Raw genomic sequence first — 23,144 nt, 5'->3', positions numbered from 1 at the left:
AAGAGATATTGGAAGTCGGAAGTTTCGTATTAGGTCACCAGTTGACGAGTGACCAATTAAACGCAAAAATTTTAAATTACCCCATTGCGACAATACCCGAAAAACGTATTACGCAAAACACAAGCCCTGTTGGTATTGACAGGGCTCTTTTATTTGATGATGGGGCTTATAACAATCGTCAAATTGATTTAACACTTGGGTTTGAGGGAGCAAGTGCTGAAGCCAATATTCGTAAGTTCATGGCACACCTCGATACTGGGAAGTATGAAGATTTCATCATGTATTCAGACCCCGATTATACATACCAGGTTGCCCGCACAGAGGCTTCTAAGATGACCCGCCCCAGTTATTCAGCTGGGTATCGGGAACTCACCATAACGCTTAATGTGGCGCCTTACAAGTACTTGAAGTCAACGGGTAATATCGCAGTACCAGCGGGGGACAGTGTGACGATTAACAACCCAACGAATTACCCCAGTAAGCCAATTATTACCATTACTGTCAAAGGGGAGACGGTACTAACGGTCAATGGTAAGAAGCTGAGCATGAAGAATGTGCAGTCAAATATCATTATTGATGCTGATTTACAAGACGCTTATCACATCGAGGGGAGCACGTATGTGAATGATAATAACTTAATCAGTGTGGGGGCTTATCCAGTTCTGAAGGCAGGTAATAACACGGTGCAATTAAGTAATGGTTCCGCAACAATTGAAACGAGGTGGCGCACGATATGATACCGATTTTATACAAGTCGGATGAGGTTGATTTTTATGATAACGGACTGGGGGCACTGCCTGAGTTATATGAGGCAGATGTACAAGAGCAACGCAATGGGTTGTTCACCTTAACCGCAAGTTACCCCGTATCTGGCAAGCGGTATAAAGATATTGAAGTTGGTCGTATCATTCTGGCCAAACCCAATCAAAATGATGATGCCCAAGCGTTCCGTATCGTAAATACCGAGTTGGATATTGCTGGTTACTCAATTAAGATTGAAGCCGACCATATCACGTATGATTTAACCCACAACATGGTTAAGAAAGTCCATTTACAGGGTAATGGGCAAAATGCCATGACGCACTTGCAGGAAGCTACTGTCGTACCACACATGTTCACTTTCATCTCTGATTTACAGCATGAGGGTGATAGCACACTGCAATACGTGAACCCCATGGAAGCCATTGCTGGGACAGAGGGCTCAATCTTACAGATATGGGGTGGTGAGCTTAAACGTGATAACCGTACAGTATCCATGCTTTCGAGGCGTGGGCGTGATAACTTTACCAGCTTCAGACTGGGCAAGAACATCAACGGCTTAACTTACACGGTTGATATGAGTAATGTCGTCACTCGTATTATCCCAACAGTTACCAAGTCGGGTGATGGTGATGATTATTTCATTGCTGGTGATTATGTCGACAGTAAGAACTTGGGTAATTACCCCAACATTTATTTACAACATGTCGACATGGGTGAACAAGTTACCATTGAAGAAAATGAAACAGATGACTCGATTAAGGCAAAAATTGATGCCAAAGCCAAGAATTGGTTCACACAATCAGCAAATACGGGGGTTGATTTACCAGCCGTCACTGTTGAAATTGATGTGACCAGCCTGCGGGACAGTTCAAATTATCAAGCGGAGTTCAGAGACCTTGAAGCCATTGAATTAACGGATACGGTGACCGTTTATGTCCCTGAATTTGGTATCAATGTGCAAGCAGTCGTTAATGAGTTACATTTCGACCCCATGACTGAACGAGTAACCAGCATTGTTGTGGGGACAAGTAAGACATCATTTACCGATGCCAATGCGAACCAATTTAATGCATTAGAAAGCCAAATCAATAAGATACGGCAAGATGCCACCACGGCAATTATCAGTTCAAACGGTAAGAACACGAATTATTACCAAACAAACGAACCCAGCCACCCCAAAGAGGGTGATTTATGGTTTAAGCAAGTCGGTGATGCCACTTACATCATGGTCTTCAAAGATGGCGAATGGGTGGAGTTGGTATCAACCAAAACGGAAGAAATGATTGCCAAAGCCGTTGATGATGCCATTGCAAAAGCCCAAGCATATGCTGACGACTTGAATGACAAGCAGGCAAAAGAGTATCAGGAGTTCCGCACAAAGTATGATAAAGAGCTGGCAGATGCTAAGACTGAACGTGATGACCTCGATAAGCAAATTCAGCAGATTGACACCGATACCAGTGCGAAACTGGCAGAGGCAACCGAGGATAGGCAACGTATCGAGGCTAAAGCGACCAAGCTGGTGACCGATGCAGAAGCCCGAGCTGATAAGCTAATTGGTGATAACACGACTAAAATAACAGCAGTATCGCAGGATATTGACGGTATTACCGAAGTCGTGAATGACCCCGATACTGGTCTTAAAGCAGTGCGAGATTTAGCAAGCGATGGGCAGACGTTAGCTATTTCTGCAACGGATAAGGCTAATAAGGCGCAAAAGGATGCCACGACTGCTATTACCACAGCACAGGGGGTACAAACGCAAGTTACTTCGAATGATGGTGACATTAAGGACTTGCAGACCCAGCAAACGCAAACGGCTAAGCAGGTTACCACTGAAATCGCTGACCGTAAGACTGGCGACAAAAATCTTGAAGTAAGTCTTAAAGATTTAGTATCAACGCAGATTACCAGCGTTACCAAGGAGTACACGTCACTTAATGAGCAGACGGAGCAAAGTTTTAAGTCACAAATTAAGAACGTGACTGACCAACTCAATGATATGGGGCAAGTCAACCAGTTCAATAACAGTGAATTTACACCAGATTTAGAAGGCTGGAATGTACAAGCTGATACGGGTAGTAGAGCGCCATATCGGTCATATGTTTCATACGGTTCGCATGGTATTGGGTTTGATACGACAAATGCGCCTGATAGTACATTTGCGAGGTTATCACAAACGGTTCAGTTACCAAGTACCCGATTGAGTACTGATGTGATGTCCCTATCTTGGCGAGTTAATACTCGTAAGATGGCTCAATATTGTCATATCTGGTTAATTTGGCAGGATGCAAACGGAGCTTCATTAAATCAGAACACCATGGGTAACTGGAACGATACCAACTTAAATCAGTACAACGTGATGAAATGGGAAAACATTTCTATCCCAATTGATGCCAAACAAGTTGATGTTCGTTTTGAAACACGAGAGGGCACGAATGCTTATTTCTTCCAGCCAATGCTTGTATTTGGTTCAACAATTGGCTCATACACGGCTGGTGTTTATAACAATAACAACTTGGTTGAGTCCACTCGGGTGCAGTTGACGAATCTGTTTAAAGACCAAATCACGGACGTTAAGAACGACATCACTACCACATCAACGCAGACTACTAACCAAATCACCAAAGAGGTTAATGACCGCAAAAACGGCGATAGTACACTTAACACCCAATTACGTGATTATGTCGGCACACAAGTAAGCAGTGTCACCAGTGGTTACAAGTCGGCAATTGAGCAATCGGCAAGTGCGGTATTGGCAAGTGTGTCAACGCCCAATCAGCTATTTAACTCCGATTTCAGCCCCGACTTAGAGGGGTGGAATGTAGCCAACAACGGCGCAAATGGGAAGAATTACAACTTCTACCGCAGTTATCTTTACAAGGGCAATACGGTGGTTGGTGTTAATGTCCCAGCTGATGCAGGTAATGACACAACAAAATGGTATTCATACTTTGAGCAAGATGTTGCCGTACCAGGTAACAATGACAGTACAGTGATTTCAATGTCATGGGACGTCCGTACGGTTACCAACACGAATTACACCAGTTTATGGCTGATTTTCAAAGATGCCAACCATAACACCATCGACACTGATTTAAATGTCTTGAAGTACTGGAATGGGAACACCAATGTGTGGACGCACAGGACATTCGATAATGTGGCAGTACCTAAGGAAGCCAAATATGTACGAATTTCGTTCCAGTGTCGAGAGGGCACGAATGCTTACTTATCTAAGCCAATGCTGACTTTTACCGCAAAAGCACAAGATTATATGCCTGGTTCTTACTCAGGTATGAATACACAAACCGTTTTGAAACTTGCAAAAGACAATTGGGCGCTGGGTATCGCAGATAATGCAGGTCGCATTATTTCAGGTATCAATGGGGACACCTCTGGTACAGTCATTCAAGGTAAAAAGTTGGTCATCAACACTGATACCACGATTAATGGTAAAGCATTTATTGATGCCTCTGTTATCAAGAACGCTTCAATCAGTCAGGCGCAAATGGGTAATGCTTCAGTTGGTAGTGCTCAAATCATCAATTTGGATGTTGCTAAATTGTCGGGAAATATTGCCAACTTCATCACGGCGAACATCAATACGTTGAATGCGAAAGTGTTGTATGGTGACACGGGTCATCTTGGGACGACTGATACCGGTCGTGTCATCAACAAGCAAGATAACCATTTACAGTTATCGGCAAAAGGTTTTTACGACAGCACAAACGACCGTGCCCAACTGGAGTTATTGGGTAACAATGACTCTCATATCTCAGCAAATATGAAGGGCTCATTGAATTATTATGGTAATCCGACCGATAAGGGGCATGGGTTGGGTATTCGTTTGAAGTACAACCAAATTCTTGCCATTGACGAAGATGGTGGCTCAAAGATGTTGTACTTGTCGCCTTACCAAGGGGGCGAAGTGCGTGTTACCAGTCGTGATTTACAAGCGTATTACCCAATGCGGGCTTCAAGTTTCAACGCCATGAGTTCACGTTCAGCTAAAAGCGATATCCAGCCCTTCACCGATTGCGCCCTTGATATTGTTAATAACACGAAGGTGCGGACATACGTGAAGAACGATAAGCAAGAAATCGGTGTTATTTCCGATGAGGCTGACCCACGCATGTTAACCGAAGATGAGAACGCTGTTTCACTTTATGACTACACGAGTATCTTATACAAGGCAGTGCAGGAGCTGTCAGACGAAGTAAAGGAGTTAAGGAATGAAGGACAAAATAATCAGTAATTTAGCCGTGGAAATTGCCACGTTGCAAGTTAAGCTTGCGACGGCACAAGCTGAAAATGCTGAATTACAACAACAATTACAAGCCAAGGAAAACGAGGATAAATAACAATGGATATTGAAAAGACAATCGAATTGCGTGCCGAATTAAGGACTGATGATACGGACTCATCAACAACTTACGTGCGTTTCACGGGCTCAATTGATGCCCTTGGTGCTTCAAGTATCAGTTACAGTATCTCATATGGACAAGAACAAGTGTTTGTTGACCATACAACCGAGTTCCGCCAAGCTTTAAGGGACTTCCAAGACCGTGTCTGGAGCGAAACAGACGCATTTTTGGCTGAACTTAAGGCAAGTACTGAAACAGCAGATAATGCAGAAGCAACTGAGGACGATGGCACAGAAGCCAAGTAAGGGGTCACATGGATGGTTTAAATGAGGCGATTGCGGTACTGACCATCATTTCTTTAGCCTGTGGGTTACCATTTATCAAACCATTGTTTAAGATGTGGCAACAGCACAAGCAAGACCGCTTAACCAAATTAATTGATGAGGCAAATCAGCCCCTGATTGATACGTATCACGAACAGCATGTTGCCTTACAAGCGGAGTTGGATGCACTAAAGTCGGCAGAGGTTGCTGACTTGCATAATAAGTTAGACGTATTGGGTAATAATTTGCTCACGAAGCAGAGTATCACCATCGATGAGCTGAACAACTTCGATTATCTGTACAACAGCTATCGTAAGCTTGGGGGTAACGGCACGGGGGAAGTAATTGCCATACATGTGCACAATTTGCCGATAAAAGAAACAGCTGGTAAATCATTCGTCGAGGAAGCACAAGAATTACACGAAGAGAGGGAGCATGAGTAATAATTTAATCAGTTTCGGACAAGCGTTGTGGCAGTCGGGTATTGCTCCAGCGCTTTTAATGTTGGTCATTGGGCTACTGGTGGCACATTACAAGGGCAACACACCAACCACCCAATTGCTCAATATGGCTTATAAAGCAGTTGTGTGGGCAGAAGACGAGTTCTCTGGGGGTGCAGAGCAGAAAGCACAAGCGGTCAAATTGATTACTGAGCAGTTGATGAAATTGGATAAGGCACATCTGTTTACCGCTAAGCAAATTGACGACGCCATCGAATGGGCAGTAACGCAGATGAAGAGAGGACTCAAATAACATGAAAATTTTAAAGCGGGCACTTGTTACAGCAGGTGCTTTTTTGGCGGTTGCTGGTATTGGGTACATCTCAGCTGGGACTGCCTCAGCAAGTACGCCCCGTATTGATATGGTGGACGTTTCCAACCACAATGGGCAAATGACTGCCCCAGAGTTCACTTACATGCGAAACACATACGGTATGAAAGCTGTCACAACCAAAATCAGTGAGGGTGTTGGCTACCACGATTACACGGCAAAGGGTAACATTGCTTCAGCTGAACAAGCCGGCTTATACATCAACGGTTATCACTATTTACATGCGACAACGGTTGCTGGTGCTATTCAAGAGGCGGATTACGCTGTCAACATGGCAAAGTCGGATGGCTTACCTGTTGGGGCTGTATTGGCGGTCGATATTGAGAACCAAAATCAGCTGTCAATGGGCTCAGCCATGCAACCAGTTGCAACGGCATTTGAAAATGAAGTTGCCCGTTATGGTGGGTATCGTTCCACGACTTATACAGGTGCTTCTGGTATCGTTGTGAGCCCAGCAGGTGAAAAGGCTTGGCCAGCACAATATTTGTATGATACCTCAAAGGCAATGGGGCTCTGGAGCACGGAACACGCTTATCAGTGGAGTTCAAACCAAACCTTTGCGAGCTCATTGGGTCGATTTGACGTTTCAGTATTGTACGACGATTTCTTTACAGCGGGTACTGATAAGACGGCTGTTGTGCCAAATGTGACCCCAAGTCAGACGGTAACCAGTAAGGCAGATACCTCAGCAATCAATCAGTTTAAAAATGCTGGTAACAGGTTCACGGCTTATAAGAGCTTCCGTGTTGACAAAATTGCTTATGTAAACGGCATGTGGCAAGCCATCAATTACGACATGGCTGGTGGTAAGGATGCTAATTGGACAACCAACGGTATCCCACTTGCCATGTTGGATAATGTGACCCGTGGTAACTACCAAGCCACAAGAGTTGGTGACCAAGTTAAGTTCATGACTGGTTATGACCATGGCACAATTGACCAGTATGACACTAGTTCAAATGGTGCGGGTATCGTTGAAGGACGATATGGCGTGATTTGGTACAATGCCGATGCGCTGTTAAATAAGTAAAAAAAATTGACCTTACTCAAATAACTGGGTAAGGTCTTTTTTTGTGCCCAAATGAAGAGGGACATTATAATAGTAGAAAAGTGTGTGCTTTGCCAAGAAAATTTGGTAAGATAAAGCCATAAGCAAACACAAGTGTACCTAATTGGTACAGGGTCAAATAAATGACTAAAAAGTCAAAAAGGGCATAATTTGCCAAAAAATGAAGTGGTCAAGAAACATTGACACAACAACGATTACAGCACTTATAAAGGCATTTGCTAAAACCTAATAAGGAGCCAACGGGATTTGAACCCGTGCGCCGGCTCAACACCGGTTCGGCGGATTTCGAGTCCGCTGCATTACCACTCTGCCATAGCTCCATAACAATAATTTATTATACTGGTATTTAATATGTCTTTCAAGCATAAAAAAACTAAGAACCTACAAGTCCTTAGCTCTTAAATGAATAGCTCATCAGGGAGTCGAACCCTGGATGTCGGTGTGAAAAACCGAAGTCTTAACCGCTTGACCAATGAGCCATAAATATAAAAATGTTAGCCGAAGCTAATAGCTCATCAGGGAGTCGAACCCTGGATGTCGGTGTGAAAAACCGAAGTCTTAACCGCTTGACCAATGAGCCATAAATATAAAATGTTAGTCGAAACTAATAGCTCATCAGGGAGTCGAACCCTGGATGTCGGTGTGAAAAACCGAAGTCTTAACCGCTTGACCAATGAGCCATGATTTAAATAAAAGTTGTGTTTCAACAACGTTTATTAATATACCAGATGAATTAAATAGATGCAATACTTTATTTGAGAAAAGAACAGAAATATTGCTATTAATATGGAATATCGTTAAAATGACGGGTATAAAATAAAGTGAACAAAAGTGGTAAACTTATTCTGTTGTGATTTTTGAATATAAGGAGAACAGTAAATGTTTTCAGGAAAAAATATTGTTTTGGTAATTAGTGGGGGCATTGCGGCTTACAAAGCGGCAACTTTTGCGCGTTTACTAATTAAAGCCAATGCGCAGGTTAAAGTTGTGATGACCCAGGCAGCAACTGAATTTATCACACCTAAAACTTTAGCTGTTTTAACTAATGAACCAGTTTTAACTGATTTATTTGCTGAACAAACCAGTTCAACGATTGACCATATTGCGTTAGCAGATTGGGCTGATTATTTTTTTGTAGTTCCAGCAACTGCAAATCTCATTGCTAAGATAACTAATGGTATTGCGGATGACGCCGCTAGTACGGTACTAGCTGCTCGACACGCACCATTAATTGTTGTACCAGCAATGAATGAAAATATGTATTTCCAGCACGCAGCACAAAGGAATTTAGCGCAACTTAAAGCCGACGGTGATATTGTCATTGAGCCAGCTGATGGCTTTTTAGCGGAAGGATACACCGGGAAGGGTAGATTACCTGAACCCGCCGATATCTTAGCATATAGTGAGTTAGCGTTATATCAAAAGCAAGGTGTTTTAAAAAATAAACACGTTGTGATTTCTGCAGGAGGTACAGTTGAACCCATTGATCCGGTTAGGTATATTTCAAATCGATCATCCGGTAAGATGGGATACGCCTTAGCGCAAGCAGCAGCTGAACAAGGGGCTCATGTTACGCTAGTTTCAGCAACAACGACCTTACCAGATCCAGTTGGTATTGAGACAATTCATATTCAGTCAGCCCAAGAGTTGTCAGAACAAATGATGGCAGCTTTGCCACAAGCAGACGTGATGATTATGGCTGCAGCTGTTTCTGATTACCGTATGGCTGAAACAGCAATAAATAAAATTAAAAAACAAGATTCAGGTCAATTAACGTTGACGTTGGTTGAAAATCCTGATATTTTAGCTCAATTAGGTTCAATAAAGACAAATCAATATTTAGTCGGCTTTGCAGCTGAGACACAGCATCTCTTAGAGTATGCACAAAACAAGCTAGTAAAGAAAAACGCTGACATGTTGGTTGCCAATGACGTTTCAAAAAATCAAGTTGGTTTTGGTTATGATACCAATCAAGTAACCATTTTGACTAGAAACAAAGAACCGGAAACACTACCGTTACAAAGTAAATTAGCGGTAGCTCGCGAAATTATACAAAAAATTAGTAAAGCAGTGAATGAATAGATAGCAGGTATTAAAATGACAGTTATTGGAATTGATAAAATGAGTTTCTTTTCACCAAATCAATATATTGATATGGTCGAATTGGCAAATGTGCGTGATGAAGAACCAGATAAGTACTTAATTGGTATCGGGCAAACGCAACAAGCTGTAATTCCACCAACTCAAGATGTGGTTACAATGGCAGCTAATGCAGCTGATGAGATGTTAACGGCTTCTGATCGTAAAGCCATTACGATGATTTTATTTGCAACAGAATCTGGTATTGATAACTCAAAGTCAGGTGCTGTTTATTTGCAAAGATTGTTGGGAATTAATCCATATGCTAGAACGATTGAAATGAAGCAAGCCTGTTATGCAGGAACATTTGCGTTGATGCAAGCACGTGATTATGTGACGTTGCATCCCCAAGAAAAAGTGCTAGTTGTTGCCTCAGATATTGCTCGTTATGGTTTACGTACCAGTGGTGAAGTAACCCAGGGTGGTGGGGCCATGACCATGTTGGTTTCAGCTAACCCAGCAATTGCCGAAATTAATCAAGATAGTCAATATTTATCACGTGATGTGATGGATTTTTGGCGGCCAGTATATGCTGACACAGCACGTGTTGATGGTAAATATTCATCTAACATTTATCAAGATTTTTTCAAAGCTGTTTGGTCACGTTATAAGCAAAAAAATAAACGCACGATAAATGATTTCAAAGCACTTGCCTTCCATTTGCCATTTACCAAAATGGGATTAAAGGCTTTACGTGATGTTTTGCCCGAAGCTAGTGAAGCTAAGCAAGCACAATTGATGACTGAATTTGAAGCTAGCCGCGTTTATAATAAGCGCATTGGTAATTTATATACAGGCTCATTGTACTTGAGTTTATATTCATTATTGGACAACTCAACCACTTTGCAAGCTGGGGATCGGATTGGTATGTTCTCATACGGTTCAGGGGCTGAAGGAGAATTCTATTCATTGACGTTACGTCCTCATTTCAAAAGTGGTCTAGTGCATGAGCAAATACCAGATTTGCTTGCAGAGCGTCATCAAGTTACAATTCCAGAATATGAAGAAATTTTCAATAATCAGTTAAAGGGTGCTGATAATCGTGAATTAGATACTAAAAAGGATCCAGCACAATTTGTGTTGAGTGGAATAGAAAACGAACAACGTCAGTATATTTGTAATTAAAACGGATGTTTCATTAATTAAGTTCTTAAATTATTCAAATATAATTCAAAATTTAATTGATTGTTCGTTATTTATTCGATAAAATTATCATGTGTTAAGAATATCATGATATAAACGAGGATAAATTTATGAAGCGCGTATATTTAGCTGGTCCATTTTTTGACGATGAACAAATCAATCGTATTGAACGATTAGAGAAAGCCTTGACTAAGAATGAAACAGTGGTGGAATTCTTTAGCCCACGAACTGAAGTTCATGACGAATTTGAATTTGGTTCACAGGAATGGGCAACGGCTATTTATAAGGGTGACAAAGAACATTTGGATTCTGCTGAGGTAGTTGTGGCAGTCATTGATTATGATAATGATTATGTAGATCCCGGTACAGCATGGGAAATTGGTTATTCAGAAGCCATGCATAAACCTGTTATTTTGGTAAAGGAAAAGGAAGGTGCTATTAATTTGATGATTTCGGCACCAGCGCATGCTTTTATTACTGATGTTGCAGAACTTAGCACATATGACTTTGACAAATTACCTGCTAATATTTGGACAGGAAAAACATTTTAATTAGGAAAATAGCTGTTATTTAGATAATGGCTATTTTTTTGTTACCTGAGCATCGCTATTTTTTAGAAAAAAGGGTAAAATTATGGTCATATAAGCAAAACATGAGGTTCAATCGTGAAAAAAGTAATTCAAGTATTGAAGCAATGGTTAATGAAGTTTTGGGCACCACTTATAATCGTGATTGTCATGTTAACAACAGCCATTTCATTGACCATTGTGATGTTACATAAACAACAAATAACAGTTCAAATTCCTAATTTAACCCTTCGCCAGCAATATGGTATTGATGGTAAACCTTTGTCAGTTTTAAAAAAGGGTGAACATCTACAAATTATTGAAAAAAAAGAAGGCTGGTATCAAGTCCGACGTGACGATGAGTCAACCGGATGGGTAGCCGGTTGGTTATTAAAACGAAAAGAACCACTTAAAAAGGTCACACCACTATCTGAAGCAACGATTGTCCTTGATGCCGGTCATGGTGGCAGTGATGTTGGTTCGTTATCAATTAATAAAAAATACGAAAAAACATATACGTTACAGTTAGCCAAACGTGTTAAAAAGCAACTTGAAAAACAAGGTGCCCGAGTTATAATGACACGAAATACAGATAAATTAGTTTATTTAGCTAAAATTCCAAAAGTAGCTGAAGATAATCATGCTGACTTATTTTTATCATTCCATTTTGATTCTGCTCCTGTAAAGAATCAATCAACTGGATATACAACCTACTATTATCACCCAAATAATGGGTCATATGCTCTGGCGAAGAATGTTAATAAAGCGATGAATTTGCCATTGGTTAACAAGGGTGTTGAGTATGGTGATTTCTTAGTTATTCGTGATAATACGGTACCGGCAATCTTGCTGGAAAGTGGATATATGAATAACAAAAAGGACTTCAGATATATTAAGTCGCCAATATACCAAAATAAAGTTGCTAAAGCTGTACCAGTTGGTATACAGAATTATTTGACAGAGCGTGTCAAAAAAGCACAATAAATCTAACTTGACGGCATTTTAGAACTATAAGATAATAAAGTATAATATTTTGAAATAAAACCAATGAGAAAGCAAACTCAATCGGAACAAGCTAAGCGAGCGGAGTCAGGTGTAAGTCCGTGTTGTGATAATTGAGGGGACACTTTTAAGGTCACAGTGATTGTGCGTTGAACCACGTTACGGTTTTAGCCAAAACCAAGGTGGTACCGTGCTTGATGTGAGCGCCCTTGACGATATTTGTATATCGTTAGGGGCGTTTTTTATTTTTTATAAATGATGGGAGAAGAAAAGATGGCAAAACAATTATTCCAAAAGCCTAAGGGAACAGCTGATTTATTACCAGGTGATTCAGCTAAATGGCATTATGTTGAAGAAACAGCACGTTTGTTGTTTAGTGATTATCAATATGCAGAAGTGCGCACACCAATTTTTGAAAATTTTGATATTTTTGCACGTTCAGCCGGTGATACGTCAGATGTTGTGACAAAAGAAATGTATGATTTTAAAGACAAGGGTGATCGCCATATTGCATTACGTCCCGAGGGAACTGCAGGTGTCGTTCGTGCTTTTGTTGAAAATAAGCTATATGGACCTGAACATGCTAAGCCATATAAGTTATTCTACATTGGTCCAATGTTCCGTTATGAGCGACCACAAGCTGGTCGTATGCGCCAATTCCATCAAATTGGTGTGGAAGCTTTGGGTTCAGAATCACCAGCCCTTGATGCTGAAGTAATTGCGATGGCTGTTGACTTCTTCCAAACATTAGGTATCGCCAATTTGAAAGTTAAGATTAATTCATTAGGTGATCAAGAATCACGTGAAAATTATCGTCAAGCCTTGATTAACTTTTTGAAGCCACACTTTGATGAATTATCACATGATTCACAAGAACGTTTAGAAAAGAATCCATTGCGTGTACTTGATTCAAAAGATGACAAGGATCAAGAAATTGTTGCAAATGCACCATCAATTTTGGATTACCTAACTGAAGATGCACAACAACATTGGGAAAAAGTCCAACAATATCTTGATGCGTTAGGAATTGACTATGAAGTTGATGCTACTGTTGTGCGTGGATTAGATTATTATAACCACACAATTTTTGAAGTTATGACACAAGCTAAGGCCTTGGGCCACGGTTGGTCGACAATCACTGGTGGTGGTCGTTACAATGGCTTAGTTTCACAGTTTGGTGGTCCTGAAATGGCTGGTGTTGGTTTTGGGATTGGTCTTGAACGTTTGATGCTGCTACTAGAATCAGAAAATGCACCACTACCAACAACAAGTACATTAGATGTATATGTTGCCAATCAAGGTGAGGGTACTGATGTCGCTGCCATGCAAATGATTCAAGCAATTCGTTCATTTGGATACAGTGCTGATCGTGACTATGAGAATCGTAAGTTAAAAGCCCAATTTAAGTCAGCTAATCGTTTACAAGCACGTTATATGATTACAATTGGTGAGCGTGAATTGGCAGACCAAAGTGCTAATTTTAAAGATATGAAGACTGGTAAAGAAACAACTTTGAAACTAGCTGAGTTGTATACAAACTTGCCGGAATATATGAATGATGAAGAGGACGGGGAATAAAATGAAACGTACAAATTATGCGGGATTAATTGACGAAAACTATTTAGAACAAACAGTTACCTTACAAGGATGGGTACAAAAGCGCCGTGATTTAGGTGGCTTAATCTTCGTTGACTTGCGCGACCGTGAAGGTATTGTGCAGTTAGCTTTTTCTAACGAATTTAATGCAGATGCCCTAAAAGTTGCTGAGGATATGCGTACAGAATATGTCATCGAAGTCGTTGGAACGGTTAAATCACGTGGTGAAGGAGCTGTTAATGATAATTTACGTTCAGGTAAAATCGAAGTCCAAGTGACGGATGCTAAGATTTTGTCAGAGTCAAAAACAACGCCATTCTACATTGAAGATGATATTAACGTGTCAGACGAACTACGCTTGAAGTACCGTTATTTGGATTTGCGCCGTCCTGAAATGCAACGTAATTTACGAATCCGTTCAAAAATTACAGCTGCAACTCATGAATTCTTAGATGACCATGGTTTTATTGACATTGAGACACCATATTTAGCTAAGTCAACGCCAGAAGGTGCGCGTGATTACTTGGTACCTTCACGTGTTTATCCAGGTTCTTTTTATGCCTTACCACAATCACCACAACTATTTAAGCAATTGTTGATGGGTGCTGGCTTTGATCGCTACTATCAAGTTGCACGTGCTTTCCGTGACGAGGATTTGCGTGGTGATCGTCAACCAGAATTTACGCAATTAGACGTTGAAATGTCATTTATGAATCAAGACGAAATTATGGCTTTAGTTTCTGAATGGGTTGCTGCAATTATGAAGAAAACAGTTGATTATGATTTAGATACAGCTAATATTCCAGTGTTAGACTATGCTGATTCAATGCGTCGTTTTGGAACAGATAAACCTGATATGCGTTTTGGCATGGAACTACAAGATTTATCATCATTAATGGCTGATTCAGAATTTGGTGTCTTTGCAAATGCCATTGCAAATGGCGGTCAAGTCAAGACAATTGTTGTCCCAGGTGGTGCCGATCACTATTCACGTAAAGATATTGATAAAATGGCACAATATGTGACGCGTTTTGGCGCCAAGGGCCTTGCTTGGTTGAAGGTCAATGAAGATGGTATCACTGGACCAATCGCAAAATTCTTAAAGACAAAAGAAGAAGCTTTGTTAGCCGAAACGGGTGCTAAAGCTGGTGACTTGTTGCTATTTGCTGCTGATAATGAAAATGTTGTTGCCGCAACACTAGATGCACTACGTCGTCGTACAGCTGAAGAACTTGATTTAATTGATGAAAGTCAATGGGCATTTGCTTGGATTGTTAACTGGCCACTATTCGATTACCAACCAGAAGAAAAGCGTTGGATTGCAGCTCACCATCCATTTACGATGCCAAATGAAGAAGACTTGCCATTACTGGAGACAACTGAAGGTGCTCATAAAGCACACGCACAGTCATATGATTTGGTATTAAATGGTTACGAACTGGGTTCAGGATCAATTCGTATTCATCAAATGTCAGTTCAAGAAAAGATGCTTTCTGCATTAGGATTTACCAAGGAAGCTGCTCATGAAGCATTTGGTTTCTTACTTGAGGGTATGGAATATGGTTTCCCACCAATGGGTGGAATTGCATTGGGACTTGATCGTTTGGCAATGTTGTTGGCTGGTCAAGATAACATTCGTGAAGTTATTGCGTTCCCTAAGAATTCTAAGGCAACTGAGCCAATGACTGAAGCACCTACACCTGTTGCTGAAGCACAAGTTGTTGGTGATTTGAAGTTGACCGCCCCAGTTTATGCTGACGTGACAGCTCCTAATATGGCTGAAGAATAAAAAATAATCCTTAAATTGTCTTACGAAATTGTTATATTTGTAAGGCAATTTTTTGTTGTGTTATTTTTTTATTTTGATATACTTGTCTATCGTATTAATAACAAAGATAAACTTAGTTGTAGCATAAAATGAAAGAAAAGGAATAATGGACCAGATAAAACAGTATTTAAACCATCATCAATATTCAACACGTGCTGGAAGTGCCATGATTTACGCATTGGCTTCAGCAGTAGCCTTGAACTTCTTTTGGACACCGGGACATATCTATTCTTCCGGCTTTACAGGATTAGCGCAATTGTTAAATACCTTGATAAGCCGGGTTTTCAATATTAGTATTCCGGTAGGGATTTGGTTAGTGATTTTGAATATGCCATTATTATTGCTTGCTTATTTTAAAATTGGTAAACGATTTACTCTTTTTACAGGATTAGCAATTCTTCTAGCTGCAATTGCAATGAATTGGATTCAACAACCAAAGCAATTATGGACCGAAGACCCACTAGCAATGGCAATTTTTGGTGGGGCCGTGAATGGTTTTGGTACTGGGTTTGCATTGCGTAATGGCCTTTCAACTGGTGGGTTAGATGTTATTGGTATCATGGTACGGCGTAAAACTGGCGCAAAAATGGGTGCTGTTAATTTAACGTTTAATTTCTTTATTCTAGTTGCATCTGGTATGATGTTCGGCGTGCAATATGCGCTATTTACTGGGATTGGTTTAGTCGTTAATGCACGTGTCATTGATCTTGTTTATACAAGACAGCAAAAAATGCAGGTGATGATTGTGACTGAAAACCCTGATGCAGTTATTGAAGAAATTCAAGACGGATTGCATCGTGGGATTACCATTGTTCACCATGCTGAGGGTGGTTATAACCATCATAATAAAGAAATTTTGTTTACGGTTATTTCGATGTATGAGCAATACGAATTACACGAAGCTATTTTTAGAGCTGATCCATCCGCATGGGCTTCACTTTGGCGTGTTGAACGTATCTTTGGTGGCTTTTATGAGCCAAAGTTATAGCTACAAATTTAAAGAAAATATTGACAATTATTCTATTTTTGGTAAGATAGTAAAGAACAAAGTGTGCGACATATATTAAATATAAGTTGAAATCTTCACACGTGAAGGGAGGGTAAACATTATGGCAAAGACTGTTGTTCGTAAGAATGAGTCTCTTGATGATGCTCTCCGTCGCTTTAAGCGTGGTGTATCAAAGGACGGTACTCTACAAGAATACCGTAAGCGTGAATTTTACATTAAGCCATCAGTACAACGTAAGTTGAAGGCTGAGGCCGCACGTAAGCGCAAGAACAAGAAGGGTCGGTAAAACGACCTATACCGGACTATCCTAGTAGATAGTCCGGTTTTTGTTTTTGATGTTATAATAAATAAAAAACAGGAGTGGAATGATGACACTAATAGCACAATTAACAGAAGACATGAAAGCTGCAATGAAAGCCAAAGACAAGGAAACCTTAAGTGTTATTCGTATGGTTAAGTCAGCTTTGTCAAACGAACAAATTAATGTTGGGCATGATTTGACACCAGAAGATGAAATGACCGTTTTGTCACGCGAAATGAAACAACGTGTTGAAGAAATGACTTCATATAAAGAAGCTGATCGTGATGATTTGGCAGCTGGTATTCAAAAGCAAATTGATGTTTTAAATAAATATATGCCTGAACAATTATCAGAAGATGAAGTCGAGAAAATTGTGAAGGAAACGATTGCTGAAGTTGGTGCAACTAGTAAAGCTGACATGGGAAAAGTTATGGGTGCCTTGATGCCAAAGGTTAAAGGTAAGGCTGATGGTAAAATGGTTAGCCAAAAGGTTCAGTCTTTACTATAATTTAAACACGGGGTTTTCCCCGATACATAGATGATTAGCGTATAATGTAGATGTACTAATCAAATTTTTGAAATGTGAGGAAATTAGCGGTTGACAGATCAAGTTGAAAAAAATTATTATTTTGAAAATGCAGAACAAGAAATTGGTTTGGTAGGACCTCAAGATAGTAATCTAGGGTTGATAGAAGAAGGACTCACTGTTAATTTATCCGTATTGGGCAGTCAATTAACGATAAAAGGTCTTGATGAAAATGTTACGCAAGCACAAGCGGTAATTGTTGCGTTAACTTCTCTAATAAAACGCGGAGTTAAAATTAGTTCAGCTGACATCATTTCCGCTATTAATATGGCAAAGCGCGGTACAATTGAATATTTTGAAGATATGTATACTGAAACATTGTTACGTGATGCTAAAGGTCGACCTGTTAGGGTGAAAAATTATGGACAACGTCGTTATATTCATGCAATCCGCCAAAACGATGTGACTTTTGGAATTGGTCCAGCTGGAACTGGAAAAACATATTTGGCTGTTGTTATGGCTGTCGCAGCGCTTAAACGTGGTGATGTTGAACGTATTATCATTACACGTCCAGCTGTTGAAGCCGGTGAAAGTCTTGGCTTTTTGCCTGGTGATTTAAAGGAAAAAGTTGATCCATACTTGCGACCAATTTATGATGCGCTATATGCTATTTTAGGTAAAGAGCATACTGAGCGATTAATGGATCGTGAAACAATAGAAATTGCACCGTTGGCTTATATGCGTGGTCGTACTTTGGATAATGCATTTATTATTTTGGATGAAGCGCAAAATACAACACCGCAGCAAATGAAGATGTTTTTGACAAGGTTAGGCTTTGGGTCAACAATGTTGGTAAATGGTGATATTTCACAAATTGATCTGCCTAATAAAACACGTTCAGGCTTAGTACAAGCACAACACATACTAGGGGATGTTAATCATATTGCGTTTGTTAATTTCAGCGCTGATGATGTTGTTCGTCATCCGGTTGTGGGAGCGATTATTAATGCTTATGATGAATATGACGCAAAGAAGCAAACAGCAAAAGATACAACTACAAAGGATTAAACATGGATTTAGCAATAATTGATCAATCAAAACCAGGTGTTCCTGAGGAACAAATTGAGTTAGTAAATAACGTTTTGGATTATGCAGGTAAATATATTTCATTGCCTGATAATACAGAAATGTCAGTTACGTTTGTCAACAATGATGAAATTCAACGATACAATCGTGAGTATCGTGGTTTAGACAAACCAACAGATGTTATTTCATTTGCCATTGAAGATGATGGTGATGATTTACCATTGTTAATGGATGAAGAAATGGACGAAGATATTGCTAAGAATATTGGTGATATTATTGTTTCAGTTGATAAAATTGGTGAACAAGCTGAGTATTTGGAACATTCTTATGAACGTGAGTTAGGCTTTTTAGTAGTGCATGGTTTCTTGCACCTTAATGGTTATGACCACATGCGTAGTGAAGAAGATGAAAAAATCATGTTTGATTTACAACGAGAAATTTTAGATAGTTATGGACTCAAAAGATAATAAACAAAAACAAGTTGAAAAAAATTCTCATTTCTTTCAGGCTTTAGGTCATTCTTTGGCTGGAATTGGGGAGTTATTAGTACGTGAGCGAAATATGCGTTTTCATGTTTTTGCGGCGTGTGTTGTTTTAATTGTCGGTATTTATGTGGATTTAGGTCGTTCTGATTGGTTGTGGATTTCAGTGGCCGTCTTTACAGTGATCAGTGCCGAATTTTTGAATACAATTGTTGAGGCAATTGTTGATTTAATTGTGGGTGAAAAATATGATCCATTAGCTAAGGTGGCTAAAGATGTTGCGTCAGGAAGCGTATTGGCAGCAGCGGCATTTGCAGTTGTGATTGGTGTCCTAATTTTTCAACCATACTTATTACCAAACTTACAAATGGTATTTAGATAAAATAAAAAGATAGAGAGAATATTAATGAGCGAAGAAGAGTTTAAGTCTGGTTTTATTGCACTAGTTGGGCGCCCAAATGTTGGTAAATCAACCCTTATGAATAAGATGATTGGTGAAAAAATTGCCATTATGTCACCTAAAGCCCAAACAACTCGTAATAAAATTCATGGTATTTATACGACAAATGAGGGACAAATGGTATTTATGGATACACCAGGTATTCATAAGCCTCATAATGCGTTAGGTGACTTCATGGTTAAGACGGCAATGTCAGCTTTGCGTGAAGCTGATATGGTCTGGATGTTAGTTAATGCTGATCAAGAACGTGGTGTGGGGGATGATTTTATTATCCATCGCTTAAAAGAGTCAAATACACCAGTTTATCTAATTATCAATAAGGTTGATTTGATTAACCGTGCTGAAATTTTGACACAAATTGCTGATTATAATGCTCAAATGGATTTTGCAGAAATTTTCCCAGTATCTGCTTTAACAGGTGAAGGGGTACCAGAGCTTTTGCAATTTACTATGGATCATTTGTCAGCTGGCCCACAATATTACCCAGCTGATCAAATTACTGATCACCCTGAGCGCTTTATTATGAGTGAATTGATTCGTGAAAAAGTTTTGGAATTGACAAGACAGGAAGTGCCACACTCTGTAGCTGTTGTTATTGATAAAATTGAACGCGAAGATGATCAACATTTGCACGTTCAAGCAACGATTGTTGTTGAACGTCCAAGTCAAAAGAATATTGTCATTGGTAAACAAGGTTCAATGATTAAGCAAATCGGAATTCGTGCTCGTAAGGACATTGAACGTTTGTTGGGTGATAAGATTTTCCTTGAAACATGGGTTAAAGTGGAAGACCGTTGGCGTGATAAGCCACAAGCTTTGCAATCATATGGTTATAAAGAAGATTCAGATATTTAGTTAAGGAAAAGGGGGTTGGACTTTTATGTCGCAACCCCCTTTTGCTTAAACTATTAATACAGGTGATTAAATGACAGAAGTTTTTGACGCAATTGTGATATATCAGCGAGACCATAAGGAAAAAGATTTAATTGTTAAGATGCTAACCCGGCAAGCTGGTAAGTGCATGTTTTATGTGCGCTTTGGTAAGAGTAAAAGTTATCAATTTTCAGCTGAAATGCAACCTTTAAGTATGGCAACATTTGAAGGCGTCATTAATACGCACGGTCTTAGTTTTATTAATGATGTTAAAGAAACCAAACCAACTGCATTTTTAATGACCGATATCGTTTTAAATGCGTATATGACGTATATTCTTGGCTTAATTGATGCTGCGTTTGTTGATAATCAGCCCATTACAAAATGGTACGATTTAGTAGCGGAGGCTGTTACAAAACTACAAAAAGGGCTGGATCCACAAGGGATTGCCAACTATTTTGAATTGCAATTATTACCAGTATTCGGTATTCAATTAACATGGGGGCAGTGTGCCATATGTGGTCGTCGTGATTTACCATTAGACTTTTCTGAAAAGTATAATGGCACACTTTGTCAACAGCATTGGGAAGCTGATCCATATCGTATGCATGCTGATAATCGTGCTGTACGTGTGTTGTCTAAGTTAACAGCAATTGACTTAAGACAATTGGGGTCATTGAACCTAAAACCATATACTAAACAAGAAATGGCACGTATTATGGATAAATTATATGATGATCAGGTTGGGGTTCATTTGCGAGCTAAGTCATTCATTCAACAGTTAGCTAGTTGGCAAAATCGCATGATAAAACGAGATTTGCATACAGATGATAAATGACGGCAAGTATTTTAGAAGTAATTTCAATATTATTGAGATTACTTCTTTTTTGGATACTACAACCTAGTATGGGTTGTTAGTTGATTAATGTTTTGGGAACGCTTACACTAAAAGTGAAGTCGATGTTTAATATCTATGATTATTTCTGCGTTATTAAGGGGGAGGCATCTTAATGAGTCAAACACATAATGGTCGTGCACGTCGCCTAATTTTACCTGCTTTATTAGGAGTGACCGTACTTGGTAGTATCTTTTTAATAAAACAACTAAAAGCAGCACAGGATAATGCAGTTGAGCAACCTGATGAAGGGGATGATTTGCCGATTTCTGCTGAACGGTATCGTAAAGCTTCAGCAAGTGAATTAGCACAGTTGGTTCGTGATGGCAAAGTTACTAGTCGCCAATTAGTTAAACATGCGGTAGCTTTAGTAAAAAAAGAAAATCTGGCATTAAATGCGATTATTTCTTTGCGTGAACAACAAGCGCTAAGAGAAGCAGCAGCTTTGCAAGATACTGGTCAACCATTCTATGGTGTGCCAATCCTAATCAAGGGACTTGGTCAACAACTAGCTGGTGAATCTAATACACGTGGCTTAGTCCCACTTAAGGGTAAGCTCGCAACAGAGACGTCAGATTATGTTAAACGAGTACGTTCATTGGGATTTATTATTATCGGTCAAACAAATTATCCAGAGCTTGGCTTAACAAATGTTACAAAATCAATGCTTTATGGTGATGCACATAACCCATGGAATCTTGACTACAATACTGGTGGTTCTTCTGGTGGCGGCGTTGCAAGTTTAGCTAAAAGCATTGTGCCATTAACGACTGGTAATGATGCCGGTGGTTCGTTACGAATACCAGCATCTTGGACAGGGGTTATTGGTTTGAAGCCAACACAAGGTGTTATTGTGGGGGATGATACGGTACCGTCATCGGTAAACTTTGCTAATGCTAAGCATATTGGAGATTTACAAAGTTACTTTGATGGCATGATTAATGAAGAGAACCGTCATGAATTGGTTAAAGTGGCACCTAATGATTTGAAGCAATATCCAATTGCCTATTCAATCAAATCACCTGTTGGTACATCAGTTAGTGAGGACGCTGTTAATGCCGTCATGGAGACGGTTGCCTTTTTGCGTGATCAAGGATATACGGTAGTAGAAAAAGATGCCCCCGTTGATGGTAAAAAGTTAATGATGACTTACTATACTGAGTCGACACCAACTGGTACAGGTGCTAATGATATGATCAAAGAAAAGACTGGACAAGATATGGACTTTGATGATGTTTCACCAATGACTTGGGCTTTGTATCAGGCAGATAAAAAACAACCTGATTCGATGTTAGCAGAAGTAGCAGCAGAAAACGATTTGGTTGATCAACAGATGTCTGCTTTCCATGAAAAGTATCCATTGTATTTGACGCCAACGACAGCCGAAACAGCATCATTAAATAGTGATCCAGCTTATCTACCAGAGTATGTAACGCAATTACGTGATATTGATAAATTAGCGCATAAAGATCAGATTGAGTTGATTTATAATGCTTGGCTACACGGTTTGACAAAAACACCATTTACACAGCTAGCTAATGTTTCTGGTGAACCTGCAATTAGTTTGCCAACTTATGTTTCTGAAAATGGGTTACCATTGGGCGTGCAATTTGAAGCTGCTAAGGGTCAAGACAAATTGTTGTTGTCAATTGGTCAGTTGTTTGAAGAACATCAGCAATTAAAGTTTTTAGAATAAACTAATGAGCATTCTTTTTGTATTGTAAAAGGATGCTTTTTTAATTTTGGCATTAAAAAGCGGTTTAAGCTGTTATGAATATTGACAAGTTAGTAAGGCGTGCTAAACTTATAAATTGTAAAGCTTACGAATACTAATGAAGGAATTAATTTATCATTAGCACAGCAAACCATTGATAATGTGAGAATGGTCT

At 39.6% G+C, this 23,144-nt stretch carries 22 protein-coding genes and 4 tRNA genes; 22 read left to right on the top strand and 4 right to left on the bottom strand.

The genetic code is table 11. The annotated features are described in order from the left end of the window. Positions 1–8: 8 nt before the first annotated feature. The 7 genes from ACSYSF_RS05220 to ACSYSF_RS05190 are packed head-to-tail and all read left to right on the top strand — an operon-like array spanning position 9 to position 7,310. Complete coding sequence (locus ACSYSF_RS05220; RefSeq protein ID WP_489866929.1) at positions 9–737, top strand: hypothetical protein; 729 nt, start codon at positions 9–11, stop codon at positions 735–737. After that, positions 734–5,017 carry a phage tail spike protein gene (locus ACSYSF_RS05215; RefSeq protein ID WP_489866928.1) on the top strand — a complete coding sequence of 1,428 codons (4,284 nt, stop codon included), beginning with the start codon at positions 734–736 and terminating at the stop codon, positions 5,015–5,017. Before ACSYSF_RS05220 ends, ACSYSF_RS05215 begins: the two co-directional genes overlap by 4 nt. Further along, positions 4,995–5,123 carry a hypothetical protein gene (locus tag ACSYSF_RS05210; protein WP_489866927.1) on the top strand — a complete coding sequence of 43 codons (129 nt, stop codon included), beginning with the start codon at positions 4,995–4,997 and terminating at the stop codon, positions 5,121–5,123. Before ACSYSF_RS05215 ends, ACSYSF_RS05210 begins: the two co-directional genes overlap by 23 nt. Before the next feature lie 2 nt (positions 5,124–5,125). After that, entirely contained in the window at positions 5,126–5,431 is a 306-nt protein-coding gene (locus ACSYSF_RS05205) for a hypothetical protein (protein WP_489866926.1), read from the top strand. Positions 5,432–5,439: 8 nt separating this feature from the next. Next, on the top strand, positions 5,440–5,892 hold the full coding sequence (locus ACSYSF_RS05200) for a hypothetical protein (protein ID WP_489866925.1): 453 nt from the start codon (positions 5,440–5,442) through the stop codon (positions 5,890–5,892). Continuing rightward, positions 5,885–6,202, top strand: a complete 318-nt coding sequence (locus tag ACSYSF_RS05195; RefSeq protein WP_489866924.1) for a phage holin family protein — start codon at positions 5,885–5,887, stop codon at positions 6,200–6,202. The genes ACSYSF_RS05200 and ACSYSF_RS05195 overlap by 8 nt, the downstream gene beginning before the upstream one ends. Before the next feature lies 1 nt (position 6,203). Next, positions 6,204–7,310 carry a GH25 family lysozyme gene (locus ACSYSF_RS05190; protein ID WP_489868458.1) on the top strand — a complete coding sequence of 369 codons (1,107 nt, stop codon included), beginning with the start codon at positions 6,204–6,206 and terminating at the stop codon, positions 7,308–7,310. 270 nt (positions 7,311–7,580) lie between these two features. Here ACSYSF_RS05190 and ACSYSF_RS05185 read toward each other — a convergent pair. From ACSYSF_RS05185 to ACSYSF_RS05170, 4 genes are all read right to left on the bottom strand, one after another. Beyond that, positions 7,581–7,669 (bottom strand) — tRNA-Ser (locus ACSYSF_RS05185). 87 nt (positions 7,670–7,756) lie between these two features. Next, a tRNA-Glu gene (locus ACSYSF_RS05180) sits at positions 7,757–7,828 on the bottom strand. A 29-nt stretch (positions 7,829–7,857) separates the two neighbouring features. After that, positions 7,858–7,929: transfer RNA gene (locus ACSYSF_RS05175), tRNA-Glu, on the bottom strand. 28 nt (positions 7,930–7,957) lie between these two features. Beyond that, positions 7,958–8,029: transfer RNA gene (locus ACSYSF_RS05170), tRNA-Glu, on the bottom strand. Between the two features lie 199 nt (positions 8,030–8,228). On the opposite strand from ACSYSF_RS05170, the gene coaBC reads away from it, so the two are divergent. The 15 genes from coaBC to ACSYSF_RS05095 all read left to right on the top strand — a co-directional run bounded on the left by coaBC (position 8,229) and on the right by ACSYSF_RS05095 (position 22,951). Further along, positions 8,229–9,431, top strand: coding sequence for a bifunctional phosphopantothenoylcysteine decarboxylase/phosphopantothenate--cysteine ligase CoaBC (gene coaBC, locus ACSYSF_RS05165; RefSeq protein WP_491737219.1), 1,203 nt, complete (start codon positions 8,229–8,231; stop codon positions 9,429–9,431). Positions 9,432–9,446: 15 nt separating this feature from the next. Further along, a complete protein-coding gene (locus ACSYSF_RS05160) occupies positions 9,447–10,613 on the top strand; it encodes a hydroxymethylglutaryl-CoA synthase (RefSeq protein WP_489868456.1) in 1,167 nt (388 codons plus the stop codon). Between the two features lie 128 nt (positions 10,614–10,741). Then, the gene (locus ACSYSF_RS05155; RefSeq protein ID WP_489868455.1) at positions 10,742–11,182 is read left to right on the top strand and encodes a nucleoside 2-deoxyribosyltransferase; all 441 of its coding nucleotides are present in this window, start codon (positions 10,742–10,744) and stop codon (positions 11,180–11,182) included. A gap of 114 nt (positions 11,183–11,296) precedes the next feature. Beyond that, positions 11,297–12,181 (top strand): N-acetylmuramoyl-L-alanine amidase family protein, encoded by an 885-nt coding sequence (locus tag ACSYSF_RS05150; RefSeq protein ID WP_489868454.1) that lies wholly within the window; start codon positions 11,297–11,299, stop codon positions 12,179–12,181. Between the two features lie 291 nt (positions 12,182–12,472). Next, a complete protein-coding gene (hisS, locus tag ACSYSF_RS05145) occupies positions 12,473–13,777 on the top strand; it encodes a histidine--tRNA ligase (protein ID WP_489868453.1) in 1,305 nt (434 codons plus the stop codon). Between the two features lies 1 nt (position 13,778). Then, a complete protein-coding gene (gene aspS, locus ACSYSF_RS05140; protein ID WP_489868452.1) occupies positions 13,779–15,584 on the top strand; it encodes an aspartate--tRNA ligase in 1,806 nt (601 codons plus the stop codon). A 145-nt stretch (positions 15,585–15,729) separates the two neighbouring features. Further along, positions 15,730–16,611 (top strand): YitT family protein, encoded by an 882-nt coding sequence (locus ACSYSF_RS05135; RefSeq protein ID WP_489868451.1) that lies wholly within the window; start codon positions 15,730–15,732, stop codon positions 16,609–16,611. Between the two features lie 121 nt (positions 16,612–16,732). Next, complete coding sequence (rpsU, locus tag ACSYSF_RS05130) at positions 16,733–16,918, top strand: 30S ribosomal protein S21 (RefSeq protein ID WP_002828392.1); 186 nt, start codon at positions 16,733–16,735, stop codon at positions 16,916–16,918. A gap of 82 nt (positions 16,919–17,000) precedes the next feature. Further along, on the top strand, positions 17,001–17,441 hold the full coding sequence (locus tag ACSYSF_RS05125; protein ID WP_489868450.1) for a GatB/YqeY domain-containing protein: 441 nt from the start codon (positions 17,001–17,003) through the stop codon (positions 17,439–17,441). A 90-nt stretch (positions 17,442–17,531) separates the two neighbouring features. Then, positions 17,532–18,527, top strand: coding sequence for a PhoH family protein (locus tag ACSYSF_RS05120; RefSeq protein ID WP_489868449.1), 996 nt, complete (start codon positions 17,532–17,534; stop codon positions 18,525–18,527). A 2-nt stretch (positions 18,528–18,529) separates the two neighbouring features. After that, complete coding sequence (gene ybeY / locus ACSYSF_RS05115) at positions 18,530–19,012, top strand: rRNA maturation RNase YbeY (protein WP_489868448.1); 483 nt, start codon at positions 18,530–18,532, stop codon at positions 19,010–19,012. Then, positions 18,996–19,409 (top strand): diacylglycerol kinase family protein, encoded by a 414-nt coding sequence (locus tag ACSYSF_RS05110; RefSeq protein WP_489868447.1) that lies wholly within the window; start codon positions 18,996–18,998, stop codon positions 19,407–19,409. Before ybeY ends, ACSYSF_RS05110 begins: the two co-directional genes overlap by 17 nt. 24 nt (positions 19,410–19,433) lie before the next feature. Beyond that, positions 19,434–20,342 (top strand): GTPase Era, encoded by a 909-nt coding sequence (gene era / locus ACSYSF_RS05105; protein WP_489868446.1) that lies wholly within the window; start codon positions 19,434–19,436, stop codon positions 20,340–20,342. A gap of 70 nt (positions 20,343–20,412) precedes the next feature. After that, positions 20,413–21,198 carry a DNA repair protein RecO gene (gene recO / locus ACSYSF_RS05100; protein ID WP_489868445.1) on the top strand — a complete coding sequence of 262 codons (786 nt, stop codon included), beginning with the start codon at positions 20,413–20,415 and terminating at the stop codon, positions 21,196–21,198. A gap of 172 nt (positions 21,199–21,370) precedes the next feature. After that, positions 21,371–22,951 carry an amidase family protein gene (locus ACSYSF_RS05095; protein ID WP_489868444.1) on the top strand — a complete coding sequence of 527 codons (1,581 nt, stop codon included), beginning with the start codon at positions 21,371–21,373 and terminating at the stop codon, positions 22,949–22,951. Positions 22,952–23,144: the final 193 nt, after the last annotated feature.

It is taken from the genome of Weissella sp. ESL1139 (assembly GCF_058506735.1).
This window is presented reverse-complemented; position numbering and strand designations above follow the sequence as displayed.